Raw genomic sequence first — 14,003 nt, 5'->3', positions numbered from 1 at the left:
GACCTCGCGCCGGGCTGCGCAGCGAACATCGCGCCGCGCTGGGGGAGGACCCCCGCGCTGCGCGGCCCGCACCGGGCCGGACTCCGCGAGACCCCCGTGCTGCAAGCCCTGGCCCGAGCCGCAAACGCGATCAAGCGCCCTGCGCAGGCCGTGCCGCGCTCGCGTTCGAGTGACGGCTGGATCGCCCGCGAGGACGTCGCGATGGGCACCTCGATCAAGGTCGAGCTGTGGGCCGAGGACCCGCATGTCGCCAAAGCCGCGGTGGCCGACGTGATGGCCGAGATGCGCCGCATCGACGCGACCTACAGCCCGCACAAGGCCGACTCCGAGCTTTCGCGCATCAACCGCGACGCGGCCGCCGGGCCGGTGGCGATCAGCGACGAGACGCTGCAGCTGCTGAAGCACGCGCTGGCCTTCTCGCTGCTGTCCGACGGCGCCTTCGACATCTCGTTCGCAAGCGTCGGCCAGCACTACGACTACCGCGCCGGCATCGCGCCCGACGCCGCGACGGTCGAGCGCGCCCGCGCGAGCGTGGGCTACCGCCAGCTGCATGTCGACGACGAGGTGCACACGGTGCGCTTCGGCCTGCCCGGCATGCGCATCGACCTCGGCGGCTTTGCGAAGGGCCATGCGGTCGACAACGCCGCCCGGCTGCTGCGCGAGCGCGGCATCGCCCATGCGATGGTGGCCGCCGGCGGCGACAGCCGCGTGATCGGCGACCGGCGCGGCCGGCCCTGGAGCATCGGCGTGCGCGATCCGCGGCGTGCCGGACAGATGGTCGCGGTGCTGCCGCTCGAGGACTGCGCGATTTCCACCTCCGGCGACTACGAACGCTGCTTCGAGCGCGACGGCGTGCGCCACCACCACCTGATCGACCCGGCCACCGGCCGCTCGGCCGCCGGCGCGCGCAGCGTCACGGTGCTGGCCGACGACGGCCTCACCGCCGAGGCGCTCGGCAAGAGCCTGTTCGTGCTCGGCGTCGAGCGCGGGCTGGCGCTGGTCGAGTCGCTGCCGGGCGTCGACGCGGTGGTGGTCGACGCGCACGGCGCGCTGCATTTTTCTTCGGGCCTGCTCGACCGCGGGCCCGGTGCCGGCGCCGGCGGCCCGCCGGCGCCCGCGTGACGGGTTCGCGACAGCGGTCGGGATCGAGGAGAAGACGATGACGAAGAAGCACGACACCCTGGGCCGACTCGGCGCCGCCGGCCTGTTCGCGAGCCTGCTGCTCGCCGGCTGCGGCAGCGGCAGCAGCAGCGACACCGGCACGGTCACCGTGCAGGGCGACGTCGCGCTGGCCTACACCAAGCGCGTCAACACGATCGGCCAGAACCCGACCAACGGCTCGCCGTCGGCCGCGGGCGGCGACTTGATGGTGCGCGAGAAGTCCTCGCCGAGCGCGGTGGAGCACAACCTCACTGCCGGCATCACGCAGGGCAACGGCGACGCGTCGGACCCGGAGGTGTCGTACGACGGCACGAAGATCGTCTTCGCGCTCAAGTGCCCCGCCACCAACACCTCGACGATCGTCGTCGCCGGCGCCACCGTGCCGGCCTGCACCGGCCGCTGGAACCTGTGGGAGTACGACTTCACCGGCCGGCCGCTGACCGGCGGCAGCCTGCGGCGCCTGACGCACTCGACGCAGGACGACGACGTCGATCCCGCTTACCTGCCGGGCGGGCGCGGCTACGTGTTCGCATCGAACCGCCAGACGACCACCAAGACGCAGGCGCTCGGCCAGACCTACTACGCGCTCGACGAGTACGAGCGCGAGCGCGTGCTGAACCTGCACACGATGGACAAGGACGGCGCCGCGATCACGCAGATCTCCGTCAACCAGAGCCACGACCGCAACCCGGTCGTGCTGAGCGACGGGAACATCATGTTCTCGCGCTGGGAGCACGTGGGCGAGCGCAACCGCTTCGCGATCTTCACCGTGAAGCCCGACGGCACGAACATGTTCGTCAAGTACGGCGCGCACAGCCCGGGCAACAGCTTCCTGCACCCGCGCGAGATGGACCCGGCCGGGGCCGACAAGGGCTTCGTGCTGTCGTCGCTGATGTCGCTGTCGGGCACCCGCGAGGGCGGCTCGCTGATGAAGATCGACGCGGCCAACTATTCCGAGCAGAACACGCCGGCGAGCCGCAGCGTGCCGGCGCAGGGCGGGCAGAAGTCGATCACGCCGCAGGCGCTGAACGACGGCCGCGGTCTCTCGCGCTTCGGCCGCATCACGACGCCCTACCCGCTGTGGGACGGCACCGGCCGCATCCTCACCTCCTACGTGCCCTGCCAGGTCACGAAGAACGGCGTGGTCACCGCGTGCGCGAACCTCTCGAGCGACGAGGTCGCGCGCCTCGAGTCCGACCGCACGATGGCCGAAGAGGCCGCCGATCCGGTGCAGGACGACGTGCCGCCGTCGTACGGCGTCTACATGTTCAACCCGGCCGACGGCAGCTTCCTGCCGGTCGCGACACCGGCCGCGGGCTTCATGTACACCGACGCGGTGCCGCTGCAGAAGCGCACCGAGCCGAACACGCCCCCACCGGCCGAGCTCGATGCCGCGCTCGCCGCGCGCGGCAAGGCCATCCTCTCGGTGCGCAGCGTCTACGACACCGACGGCCTCGACCGCATGGGCGACTCGGTGCTTGCCGCGGCCGACTTGCCCACCGGCTGCACCACCGGCATCGCGAAGACCGCGGCGACCGACGCGAGCGACACCCGCGCGCAGATCGCCGACCTGTCGAAGATCAAGGACCCGGCCGACCCGGCCTACCACTGCGCGCCGGCGCGGATGATCCGGGCCGTCCGCGCCGTCGCGCCGCAGGCCGGCACGATGGGCATGCGCGAGGCGATCGGCGAGACCGAGTTCGAGCCGCAGCAGATCCTCGGCTACGCGCCGATCGAGCCGGACGGCTCGTTCAAGCTCGAGGTGCCGGCCGACGTGCCGCTGGCGCTCGCGGTGATCGACGCGAAGGGCCGCGCGCTGCAGACCCACCTGAACTGGATCCAGGTGCGCCCCGGCGAGCTGCGCACCTGCGACGGCTGCCACAGCCCGCGGCGCGGCGCCGCGATCAACGCCGGCGCGACCGTGAACAACATGCCGGCATCTTTGCGCGCCGCGCTCGCGAGCCAGCATCAGTCGGGCGAGACGATGGCATCTTTGCGCACGCGCCTCGACGCCGCCGCACTGCAACTGCAAGCCGACATGGCCTACGCCGACATTTGGGCCGACACCACGCGACCGGGCATCACCGCTCGCGCGCCGATGTCGGTGCGCTACACGGGCAACGCGAACGCGGCCGACGACCTGGCCACGCCCGCGCCGGTCGACGGGATCATCAACTACCCCGACCACATCCAGCCGCTGTGGACCCGGAGCCGCGGTGCCGGCGGCGCGGCCACCTGCACCAACTGCCATGCCGATCCGGCCAGGCTCGACCTGCGCGCGAACGTCGCGGGCACCGGCCGGCTCGTCTCGTACGAGGAGCTGCTGGTCGGCGACCCGCTGCTGGATGCGGCCGGCCAGCCGGTCACCCGCATCGAAGAGGGCGTGCCGGTGATCGTGCGCGGCGCGGCGCTGGTGGACACCATGGTCGGCGGCGCGAACGGCATCACCCGCTCGAGCCGGCTCGGCGAGATCCTCTACGGCGAGAACCTCAAGGCCAGCGCCGAGAGCCGCACGCTGCACCCGAACCCGCCCGGCTCGGCGCCGAACCACGCGACGCTGCTCAACGCGGCCGAGCTCCGGCTCGTCACCGAGTGGATGGATCTGGGCGGCCAGTACTTCAACAACGTCTCGGCGAGCAACAGCCCGGTGCGGCAGGTCACCCAGCTGAGCGAGGCCACCTTCACCACGGCCGTGCTGCCGGTGCTGCGGCAAAGCTGCGTCGGCTGTCACCAGCCGCGCGGCAGCTCGGGCGCCGGCTCGCCGGCTTCCTTCCAGCGCAACCGCTTCATCCTTACCGGCGATGCCGAGGGTGACTACAACGTGACGCTGACGATGATCTCGAACACCTGCCAGCCGGCGTCGAACGCGCTGCTCGCGCGGCCCTCGACCGCGCCGCATCCGCAGGCGGGCAGCGGTGCCGCGCCGCTGCCGGCCGGCAGTGCCGGCTACACGGCGATCAGCACCTGGATCCAGCGGGGCTGCCCGACGCCATGAGATCGCGGATGTCGTACCGCGCCGGCCAGTGCGCCGGCGCGCTTGGGACCGCGGCGTCGCGAGGCGCGGCGGTCCTGGTGCTTGCGGCGGTGCTCGCCGCCTGCGGTGGCGGCGGCGACAACCCGCTGGGCAACCCGCCGACCGTCGCCAACCCCGAGGGCGGCGCGAACGGCCAGAAGCTGTCGTTCGTCTACTACCAGCGCTGCATCAACCCGCTGTTCGTGCAGCCGATCGTCACCAACGGTGCGGCGAACACCTGCGCCGCCTCGGGCTGCCACGGCGACGCCACCGGCGTCGGCGGCGCGTTCCGGCTGGTGCCGGCCGCGGCGCTCGTCGATCTGGCGAACGCGGGCAACACGCCCGAGGTCGTGCGCCAGACCGACATGTACAAGAACTTCTATTCGGCGCAGGGCTCGTCGCTGCTCGGCGACCCGGCGCAGAGCCTGCTGCTGAAGAAACCGCTGGTGCAGAACGTCCTGCACGGCGGCGGCGTGATCTTTCTCAACGAACAGGACCCGAACGTGCGCCGGATCCGCTACTGGATCGGCCGTCCCGTGCCACAAGGGCAGGACGAATTCAGCACCGCCGCGGGGAACGCGATGTTCACCCCGCCCGATGCCGCCACCGGGACCTGCAACTCCCAATGAGCATCACGAAGATCACGGCCCGCATCCGGCGGGCGATGGGCAAGGTGTCGGCCGCCGCTGTTACACGTGCGGCCGTCGCCTTGGCCGCAGCCTGGACCGTGCCCGCGCAGGCGCAGCTGCAGGTGCCGACCAGCATCTACCAGCGCGTGCAGATCGCCGACCCGTACATCGAGATGCGCACCGGCGCCGGCCGCGGCTACCCGGTCTTCCATGTGGCGGCGCGCGGCGAGACGGTCGAGCTGGTGCTGCGCCACACCGATTGGTACAAGGTCCGCACCGCGCGCGGCATCGAAGGCTGGGTCACGCGCAGCCAGCTCGAGACCACGCTGACCGAAGCCGGCGAGAAGAAGACCTTCCGCGACGTGCTGGTCGACGACTACCTCAAGCGCCGCGTCGAGATGGGCGCCGCTTGGGGGCAGTTCAAGCGCGACCCGATGCTCAAGCTGTTCGTCAGCTACCGGATGAGCGAGACGCTCGCGCTCGAAGCCACGCTGGGCCAGGTGCAGGGCGTGTTCTCGGGCACCGACTTCTGGCACGTCAATCTCGTCGCCGAGCCGTGGAGCGACCAGCGCTGGTCGCCGGTCTTCGGCATCGGCTTCGGCAAGTTCAAGAACATCCCGAACACGACGCTCGTCGGCGCGATCCCGACCGACGCGAACCTCGCCAACGCGACGCTCGGCCTGCGCTACCACGTGAACGATCGCTTCGTCGTGCGAGGCGACTACACGCTCTACACGGCCTACGTGGAAGACGCCCGCTCGACCGAGTACCGCGCGTGGACGCTCGGCTTCTCCTTCTTCTTCTGAACCGGAGCCCTCGATGGCACGACCACAAGACTTCCGGCCGGCGCTCGCGTCGCTCGCCCTTTGCCTTTCGGCGGTTCTCGCATCGAACGACGCCGTCGCGCAATCGACGCCGCCGACTTGGGCCCAGCAGCAGCCGGCCAACGAACAGGTGATCGTTCCGCAGGTCGATCGCCGCGAGATCAAGCTGCCGAAGATCCCGTCGAACGACTTCAGCTTCGGCCTGTTCGGCGGTACCTACAGCACGCAGAACTTCGGCTCGAGCGCGGTCGGCGGCCTGCGCGCCGGCTACCACATCACCGAGGACTTCTTCGTCGAGGCGGCCTACGCGCAGACGAAGGTCAGCGACGACAACTACCGCCAGATCCTGCCCGGCGGCATCTTTCCGCAAGAGAAGACCAAGCTCACCTACTACAACCTTTCGGTTGGCTACAACCTGTTGCCCGGCGAGATCTTCATCGGCAAGAACATCGCGAAGGCGACGGCGCTGTACCTGATCGGCGGCGTGGGCAGCACCAAGATCGACACGCAGCGGCGCCAGACCTTCAACGTCGGCTTCGGCCTGCGGGTCTTCCTCGCCGACTGGGCCGCGCTGCAGCTCGACGTGCGGGACCACATCTTCTCGCTCGACATCCTCGGCAAGCGCGAGACCACCCAGAACCCCGAGCTCACCGCCGGCGTGACGTTCTTCTTCTGACGTCGCTCTCCCTCTGATCGCTCTCCAACCCCTTCTTCCTGAAAGCCTTCGATGAAGCTGTTGCGATCGATCGGCGCCGCGAGCGCCCTCCTCGTCTGGATGACGCTGGCGCCGGCCGCGGTGCCGCAGGGCCCCGCGCCCGACTTCACCCTGCGCACGATGGACGGCCGCAACCTGCGCCTGCAGGAGCAGCGCGGCCGCGTCGTGATGATCAACTTCTGGGCGACCTGGTGCGGCCCCTGCCGGCAGGAGATGCCGCACCTCGCGAAGCTCTACGACAAGTACCGCGGCTCGGGCTTCGAGCTGCTCGCGGTCAACGTCGACGAGGAGCAGCCCAAGGCGATCGGCCTCGCGCAGAAGCTGGGCCTCAAGTTCCCCGTGCTGTTCGACGGCGACAAGAAGGTCAGTGGCCTCTACGACCTGAAGGCGATGCCCTCGACGGTGCTGATCGACCGCGACGGCCGCGTGCGCTTCCAGCACCGCGGCTACCGCGAGGGCTACGAGAACACCTACGACCAGCAGATCCGCGATCTGCTGAAGGAGTGACGTGATGAGCGCCGCGCGTCTCGTATCGATCTTGCTGGTGGCCGCGCTGGCCGCGGGCTGCGCGCTGCCGGAGCCCTGGGTCAAGCCCTACGAGCGCGAGCGGCTGGCCGATCCGATCATGAAGTTTTCGCGCGACTCCTTGAGCGCGAAGCACGTCGAGCATGTGCGCGAGGTGCGCGAAGGCGCGCGTGGCGCGACGGGCGTGCAGGGGGGCGGCTGTGGGTGCAATTGACGCTCCCCCCCGTTGCGGCTTCGCCGCTCCCCCCCGGGGGGGCGCCGCTGGCGGCCCGGCGGAGCCGGATCCGCGGCGGCTGCTGGGTTGGGCCGAGCTGGGCCCGCGTCTGTTCACAGGACTTGCTGCGCTGCTCGGCTTCGGCGCCAAAGCCGCCGAACTGCCCGAGGACAAGGCCGAGACGATGCTGCACGTCTACGAAGGCGGCGGCGTGCGCGCGATCGGCCCGGCGGTGCTGGTGCGCAAGAGCCTGCTCGACAAGGTCTCGGTCTCGGCCAGCTACTACGTCGACTCGGTCAGCAACGCGTCGATCGACGTGGTGACCACCGCGAGCCCCTACCGCGAGACGCGGCGCGCCTACGACTTCGGCGTCGACTACGTCTACCGCGACGTCACGGTCAACCTCTCGCTCAACAGCAGCAAGGAGCCCGACTACGTCGCCGACCGCTGGGGCATCGACGTCTCGCAGGAGGTCTACGAAGGCATGACCACCGTGAGCCTGGGCTACACGCACGGCGACGACAAGGTGGGCCGCAAGACCACCGGCTTCTTCGACAGCGCGCGCCACTGGCAGTACCGCTTCGGCGTCACGCAGATCCTGAGCCCGCGCTGGCTCGCGAGCATGAATTTCGAGGCGGTGTCGGACGACGGCTTCCTCGGCAGCGCCTACCGCTCGGCGCGCGTGTTCGGCGCCTCGGTGCCCGAGCGCAACCCGCGCACGCGCTCCAGCCGCGCGGTCAAGCTGCGCACGATCTACGACCTGGGCGAACGCAACGCGGCCAGCGGCGAATACCGCTATTTCTGGGACACCTGGGGCATCAAGGCGCACACCGCGCAGGTGGGCTACAGCCGCTACTTCGGCGAGCTGTGGCTGGCCGACGGCTTCCTGCGCGTGGTGAGCCAGGACAAGGCGCTCTTCTACAGCGACAACGCGACCAGCGAGACGCTGTACGTCAGCCGCAACCGCCAGCTCGGCACCTACAGGAGCTACGGCCTGGGCGGCAAGCTCAGCTACAGCGCGGGCCGCTGGTACGGCCGCTACGACGTGAAGCTCGACGGCGCCTACGAGTTCGTGCGCTACGCCTACAGCGACTTCACCGACCTGCGAAGCGGCGGCAACTACTCCTACAACGCCCACGTGATGCAGCTGCTGCTGTCGGCGAACTTCTGAGGATCCCGTCCATGGCCTTCCGTTTCACCCCGATGCCGGCGCGCGCGCTCGCGAGCCTCGCGCTCGCCTTCGCCTTGACGAGCGCGGCCTTCGCGCAGGCCGGCAAGCCCCCGGCCGTGGCGGCAACGTCCCCTGCGGTCGCCCCCGCGAACGCCGCGCCGCCCGCGTCGTCTGCCGCGCCGGGCGGCAGCCTCGACGGCCGCATCCAGGACCTGAAGTCCGACGTGATCAAGCTCAACCGCGACCTGCTCGTGCTGGAGGAAGAGCTGCTGTTCCCGGCGAACACGCAGGTCGCGCTGTTCGTCTCGATGGACGTGGGCAAGCTGTTCAACCTCGAGTCGGTGCAGATCAAGCTCGACGACAAGCTGGTCACCCACTACCTGTACACGCCGATGGAAGTCGCGGCGCTGCACCGCGGCGGCGTGCAGCGGGTGCACATCGGCAACCTGAAGGCAGGCGAGCACGAGATCGTCGCGTTCTTCACCGGCCAGGGCCCCGCGCACGGCGAACAGCGGCGCGACTACAAGCGCGCGACGACGGTGCGCTTCGACAAGGGCACCGAGCCGCGCTACATCGAGCTGAAGATCAAGGACTCGACCGGCAAGCTGCAGCCGGAGTTCGAGGTCAAGGTGTGGTGATGATGGCCCCCCCCCGTTGCGGCTTCGCCGCTCCCCCCCGGGGGGGCGCCGCTGACGCCCGGGCGGAGCCCGTGCGTGGCGGCCGCTTGGCTGGTGTCTTGCGGGTCGCTCGATCAAGCCTCGTTGCGGCGGCGCTTTTCGCTGCGTTGCCGGTGCCATCGTTCGCGGCCACTTGGTACCTCCCGTGGACCTGGTTCGGCGGCGAGGAAGACCCGCTGGTCAACGTCGTGCGCGACCCGCACTACGGCGACACGCTGTTCCACTTCTACCAGGCCAGGTACTTCAGCTCGATCACCGGCCTGATGGTGTCGCAGCACTTCGAGCGCGTCGCGAACCATGCCGACGAGGCCGAGGTGCTGCGCGGCGGGATGCTGCTGTCGTACGGCATGCACAAGGAGGCCGGGCAGATCTTCGCGCAGCTGATCGAGAAGAACGCCGCGCCGCCGGTGCGCGCGCGCGCCTGGTACTACCTCGCGAAGATCCGCTACCAGCGCGGCTTCCTCGCCGACGCCGAGGACGCGCTCGGCCGCATCGACGTGCGCCTGCCGCCCGAGCTCGACGACGACCGCGTGCTGCTGCACGCGAACGTGCTGATGGCGCGCGGCGCGTATGCCGATGCGGTGACGGTGCTCAACGACATCGCGGCCGAGGTCAAGCCCGGGAAGGACGCGAAGAAGCAGCCCGACCCCGCCGCGAAGCTGAGCGCGCGTCAGTACGCCCGCTACAACCTCGGCGTCGCGCTGGTGAAGAGCGGCGACGTCGCCGGCGGCAGCGCGCTGCTCGACGGGATCGGCCGCGCGCCGGCCGCGAACGAGGAAGCGCGCGCCTTGCGCGACCGCGCCAACCTCGCACTCGGCTTCGCCGCGCTCCAGGACGGACGCCCTGCCGACGCACGCGCCGTGCTGCAGCGCGTGCGGCTCGCCAGCCTGCAGGCGAACAAGGCCCTGCTCGGCTTCGGCTGGGCCGCCGACGCGCTGAAGCAGCCGCGCGAAGCGCTGGTGCCCTGGACGGAACTCGTCGGCCGCGACCCGAGCGACGCGGCCGTGCTCGAAGCGCGCATCGCCGTGCCGTATGCGCTGGCCTCGCTGGGCGCCTATGGCCAGTCGATGGAGCGCTACAACGAGGCGATCGACAGCTTCGCGAACGAGAACCGTGCGCTCGACGAATCGATCGCCGCGGTCCGCTCCGGCAAGCTGGTCGACGGCCTGCTCGATCGCAACCCCGGCGAGGAAATGGGCTGGTTCTGGACCATCGCCGAGCTGCCCGAACTGCCGCACGCCGGCCACTTGAAGCTGGTGCTCGCGCAGCACAAGTTCCAGGAGGCCTTCAAGAACTACCGCGACCTGCGCTTCCTCGAGAACAACCTCGACGGCTGGCGCGACAAGCTGGTCGTCTACGACGACATGCTCGCGAACCGCAAGCGCGCCTTCGAGGAACGCCTGCCGAAGATCCGTGCCGAGCAGGGCGCGCTCGGCATCGACAAGCTGCAGGCCCGCCGCGACCGGCTCGCCGGCGAGTTGCAGGCCGCCGAGCAGGCCGCCGACGGCGCCGCCTTCGCCGACGACGGGCAGCGCGAGCTGCAGCGGCGGCTCGTCGCGATCCAGGAGGTTCTCGGCAGGCTGAATCCGGCGAACGACGACGCCGAGACGGCCCGCGCTCGCGAACGCGCGCGGCTCGCCGCCGGCGTTCTGGGCTGGAACCTCGCGCAGGACCACGCGCCCAGGCTCTGGGAAGCGCAGAAGGCCATGAAGGTGACCGACGCCGAACTCGGCGAAGCGACACGCCGCGATGCCGCGCTGGCGCAGGCGCAACGCGACGAGCCGGGGCGCTTTGCCGACTTCGCGAAGCGCCTGGCGCTGCTGGACGGCCGGGTCAAGGCGCTGATCCCGCGCGTGGCCGCGCTGTCGAAGGAGCAGCAGGGCGAGGTGCAGGAACTTGCGGTCGCCGAACTGATGCTGCAGAAGGAGCGGCTCGCCGAGTACGCGACGCAGGCGCGCTTCGCGGTCGCGCAGCTCTACGACCGCGGCAACGACAAGAGCGACAAGAACGCGAAGCCGGCCGGGGAGGCCAAGCCGTGAGGCGCCGGATCGGCCCCGCGCTCACGCTCGTCGCCTGCGCCGCGCTCGCCGCGTGCGCAAGCAAGCGCAGCGCCGGCACGCCCGACAACGAGCCGACGATCGCGAGCCTGGCGGGCCGGCAGGTCGAAGTCGTCGCCGACGCGGGCGTGAAGACCGACGAGGAAGCGGCGATGGCCGCGTACCGCAAGTTCCTCGAGACCGCGCCGCAGGCCAAGGACGCGCCGCAGCGTGCGCAGGCCGAGCGCCGCCTCGGCGACCTCGAGATGGACCTCACCGACAGCCGCATCGCCGACGGCCGGGGCGGCCTCACCGCGAGCGGCGCGCCGGACTACAAGGCCGCGATCGCGCGCTACCAGAGCTACCTGAAGACCTATCCGAACGATCCGGGCAACGACCGCGTGCTCTACCAGTTGTCGCGCGCGCAGGAGCAATCGGGCGAGCTGGAGCCGGCGCTGAAGACGCTGGACCGCCTCGTCGCCGAGTACCCGGACACCGTGCATCGCGAGGAGGCGCAGTTCCGCCGCGGCGAGCTGCTGTTCGCCGCGCGGGACTACCCGCGCGCCGAGCGCGCCTACGCGACCGTGCTCGCCGGCGCCGGACCGGCACAAGGCGGCACGTTCAAGGAACGCTCGCTCTACATGCGGGGCTGGTCGGTTTTCAAGCAGGGCCGGCTCGACGAGGCGCTCAAGAGCTTCTTCGGCGTGCTCGACCTGACCGTCGCGAACATTCCCGAGAGCGAGCTCGGCGACGGCAGCCTGGAGGCGATCCCCGGCCTGAGCCGCGGCGACCGCGAGCTGGTCGAGGACACCTTCCGCGTCGCGAGCCTGAGCCTCGCGAACCTGCAGGGCGCCGAATCGATCCCGGCCTACATCGACAGCGATGCGCGCCGCTCCTACGAGTTCCGGGTCTACCAGCAGCTCGGCGAGCTGTACGTGAAGCAGGAGCGGGTCAAGGACGCGGCCGACACCTACGCCGCCTTCGCGCGCAAGCACCCGCTGCATGCGCAGGCGCCGGTGCTGCAAACGCGCGTGATCGAGATCTACGAGAAGAACGGCTTCGACACGCTGGCGCTCGCCGCGAAGAAGGACTACGTCTCGCGCTACGGCATCGACGGCGCGGAGTTCCGCCGCGCCAACCCGGCCGGCTGGGAGCGCGCGCAGCCGCTGGTGAAGACCCACCTGACCGAGCTCGCGCGCCACCACCACGCCGTCGCGCAGAAGAACAAGGCGAGCGGCGACTATCAGGAGGCGGTGCGCTGGTACCGGCTCTACCTCAGGAGCTTCCCGACCGACGCCGACGCGCCGGGCAACCACTTCCTGCTCGCCGAGCTGCTGCGCGAGGACGAGCGCTACGCCGAGGCCGCCGCCGAATACGAGAGGACCGCCTACGACTACCCCGCGCACGCGAAGTCGGCCGACGCCGGCTACGCCGCGCTGCTCAGCTACGCCGGCCGGGAGAAGAAGACCGGCGGCGCCGAGCAGCGGGCGGTGCAGAAGCAGGCGGTCGAGAGCGCGCAGCGTTACGCCGCCGCCTTCCCGGGCGATGCACGCACCGGCGCCGTGCTGACGAACGCCGCCGAGAAGCTCTACGCGATCGGTGACGGCGCGCAGGCCGCGCTGCTGGCGCAGCAGGTGCTCGCCCCCGGCGCGAAGGCGGACGCCTCGCAGCGCCGCGTCGCGAACACCGTGCTCGCGCACACCGCCTTCGAGCGCGGCGACTTCGCGGCGGCCGAAAAGTCCTACGCCGACGTGCTCGCGCTCGCGCCCGCCGCGGACGCGAAGCGCGGCGAGCTCGTCGAGCGCCAGGCCGCGGCGATCTACAAGCAGGGCGAGAAGGCCCGCGAGGCCGGCGATGCGAAGGCGGCGGTCGGCCACTTCATGCGCGTCGCGCAGGTCGCGCCGCAATCGACGATCCGCGCCAACGCGCAGTACGACGCGGCCGCGGCGCAACTCGGCATGAAGGACTGGGACGCGGCGGCGAAGAACCTCGAGGACTTCCGCGCGCGCCATCCGAAGCACCCGCTGGCCGACGAGGTGAGCGGCAAGCTCGCGGTGGCCTACCTGGAACAGGAACGCTGGGGCCAGGCCGCGGCCGAGTTCGAGAAGCTGGCCGAACAGAAGCGCGACCCGAAGCTCGCGCGCGAAGCGCTGTGGCAGTCGGGCGGCCTTTACGAAAGGCAGGCCAAGGCGAACCCTTCGACGGCCGGCGTCAGCCGCCAGGCCGCCGCCAAGGCCTACGAGCGCTACCTGAAGCAGTACCCGGAGCCTTTCGAGAACGCGATGGAAGCGCGCTTTCGCCTGGCGACGCTCGCGAAGCAGGACGGCAACGCCACGCGCGAGGCCGCGCTGATGCGCGAGCTCTACAACGCCGACCGCGCCGCCGGCTCGCAGCGCACCGCCCGCACCCGCTACCTCGGCGCGAGCGCTGCACTCGCGATGGCCGCGCCGGCCGAGGCCGAGTACCGCAAGGTCCAGCTCGTCGAGCCGCTCGCCAGGCAGCTCAAGCTGAAGAAGTCGAGGATGGAAGACGTGTTGAAGGCCTACGCGGTCGCGGCCGACTACGGCGTCGCCGACGTGCTGACCGCCACCACCCACCAGACGGCGCTGCTCTACCAGGACTTCGGCCGCGCGATGATGAAGAGCGAACGGCCGAGGAAGCTCGGCAAGGCCGAGCTCGAGCAATACAACCTGATGCTCGAGGAGCAGGCCGATCCCTTCCTCGAGAAGGCCGTCGAGCTGCACGAGGTGAACGCCAGGCGCGCATCGCAGGGTGTGTACGACGAGTGGGTCAGGAAAAGCTTCAAGGCGCTGGCCGAGCTGCGGCCGGTGCGCTACGGCAAGTCCGAGCGCGTCGAGGGAGTGATCGATGCCATTCGTTGACGTTGCCCCCCCCCGTTGCGGCTTCGCCGCTCCCCCCCGGGGGGGCGACGCTGGCGGCCCGGCGGAGCCGGATCCGCGGCGTCTGCTGGTGGGGGCCGTGCTGATGCTCACGGCGGCGTTGTCGGGCTGCGCGTCCGGCGGCCTGCGTGAGATGGT

At 70.7% G+C, this 14,003-nt stretch carries 11 protein-coding genes; all 11 read left to right on the top strand.

The genetic code is table 11. The features are described from left to right. On the top strand, positions 1–1,122 hold a 1,122-nt coding region (locus tag VFR90_RS08675; RefSeq protein ID WP_326405715.1), incomplete at its 5' end, for an FAD:protein FMN transferase. Between the two features lie 37 nt (positions 1,123–1,159). After that, positions 1,160–4,156: an HzsA-related protein gene (locus VFR90_RS08670; protein WP_326405714.1), complete on the top strand. Its 2,997-nt coding sequence runs from the start codon at positions 1,160–1,162 to the stop codon at positions 4,154–4,156. An 8-nt stretch (positions 4,157–4,164) separates the two neighbouring features. Continuing rightward, complete coding sequence (locus VFR90_RS08665) at positions 4,165–4,803, top strand: hypothetical protein (protein ID WP_326405713.1); 639 nt, start codon at positions 4,165–4,167, stop codon at positions 4,801–4,803. Beyond that, entirely contained in the window at positions 4,800–5,609 is an 810-nt protein-coding gene (locus VFR90_RS08660; RefSeq protein WP_326405712.1) for an SH3 domain-containing protein, read from the top strand. Before VFR90_RS08665 ends, VFR90_RS08660 begins: the two co-directional genes overlap by 4 nt. Before the next feature lie 13 nt (positions 5,610–5,622). After that, complete coding sequence (locus VFR90_RS08655) at positions 5,623–6,303, top strand: outer membrane beta-barrel domain-containing protein (protein ID WP_326405711.1); 681 nt, start codon at positions 5,623–5,625, stop codon at positions 6,301–6,303. A gap of 51 nt (positions 6,304–6,354) precedes the next feature. Beyond that, on the top strand, positions 6,355–6,849 hold the full coding sequence (locus VFR90_RS08650; protein WP_326405710.1) for a TlpA disulfide reductase family protein: 495 nt from the start codon (positions 6,355–6,357) through the stop codon (positions 6,847–6,849). A gap of 4 nt (positions 6,850–6,853) precedes the next feature. Then, the gene (locus tag VFR90_RS08645; RefSeq protein ID WP_326405709.1) at positions 6,854–7,081 is read left to right on the top strand and encodes a DUF4266 domain-containing protein; all 228 of its coding nucleotides are present in this window, start codon (positions 6,854–6,856) and stop codon (positions 7,079–7,081) included. A 184-nt stretch (positions 7,082–7,265) separates the two neighbouring features. Then, positions 7,266–8,252, top strand: coding sequence for a DUF3570 domain-containing protein (locus VFR90_RS08640; RefSeq protein ID WP_326405708.1), 987 nt, complete (start codon positions 7,266–7,268; stop codon positions 8,250–8,252). 11 nt (positions 8,253–8,263) lie between these two features. Further along, entirely contained in the window at positions 8,264–8,890 is a 627-nt protein-coding gene (locus VFR90_RS08635) for an AraC family transcriptional regulator (protein ID WP_326405707.1), read from the top strand. 152 nt (positions 8,891–9,042) lie between these two features. Then, positions 9,043–10,968, top strand: coding sequence for a hypothetical protein (locus VFR90_RS08630; RefSeq protein WP_326405706.1), 1,926 nt, complete (start codon positions 9,043–9,045; stop codon positions 10,966–10,968). Beyond that, positions 10,965–13,847: a tetratricopeptide repeat protein gene (locus tag VFR90_RS08625; RefSeq protein WP_326405705.1), complete on the top strand. Its 2,883-nt coding sequence runs from the start codon at positions 10,965–10,967 to the stop codon at positions 13,845–13,847. Before VFR90_RS08630 ends, VFR90_RS08625 begins: the two co-directional genes overlap by 4 nt. Positions 13,848–14,003 lie beyond the last annotated feature (156 nt).

This window comes from Methylibium sp., assembly GCF_035762065.1.
Taxonomy (GTDB): domain Bacteria; phylum Pseudomonadota; class Gammaproteobacteria; order Burkholderiales; family Burkholderiaceae_C; genus Methylibium.
The sequence above is the reverse complement of the archived record's forward strand: the minus strand, read 5'-3'. Positions and strand labels throughout refer to the sequence as shown.

Coding starts and splice junctions, on each gene's coding strand:
- VFR90_RS08635 (WP_326405707.1), top strand. CDS start 8,264: ATGGCCTTCCGTTTCACCCCGATGCCGGCGCGCGCGCTCGCGAGCCTC.
- VFR90_RS08670 (WP_326405714.1), top strand. CDS start 1,160: ATGACGAAGAAGCACGACACCCTGGGCCGACTCGGCGCCGCCGGCCTG.
- VFR90_RS08655 (WP_326405711.1), top strand. CDS start 5,623: ATGGCACGACCACAAGACTTCCGGCCGGCGCTCGCGTCGCTCGCCCTT.
- VFR90_RS08665 (WP_326405713.1), top strand. CDS start 4,165: ATGTCGTACCGCGCCGGCCAGTGCGCCGGCGCGCTTGGGACCGCGGCG.
- VFR90_RS08640 (WP_326405708.1), top strand. CDS start 7,266: ATGCTGCACGTCTACGAAGGCGGCGGCGTGCGCGCGATCGGCCCGGCG.
- VFR90_RS08650 (WP_326405710.1), top strand. CDS start 6,355: ATGAAGCTGTTGCGATCGATCGGCGCCGCGAGCGCCCTCCTCGTCTGG.
- VFR90_RS08645 (WP_326405709.1), top strand. CDS start 6,854: ATGAGCGCCGCGCGTCTCGTATCGATCTTGCTGGTGGCCGCGCTGGCC.
- VFR90_RS08660 (WP_326405712.1), top strand. CDS start 4,800: ATGAGCATCACGAAGATCACGGCCCGCATCCGGCGGGCGATGGGCAAG.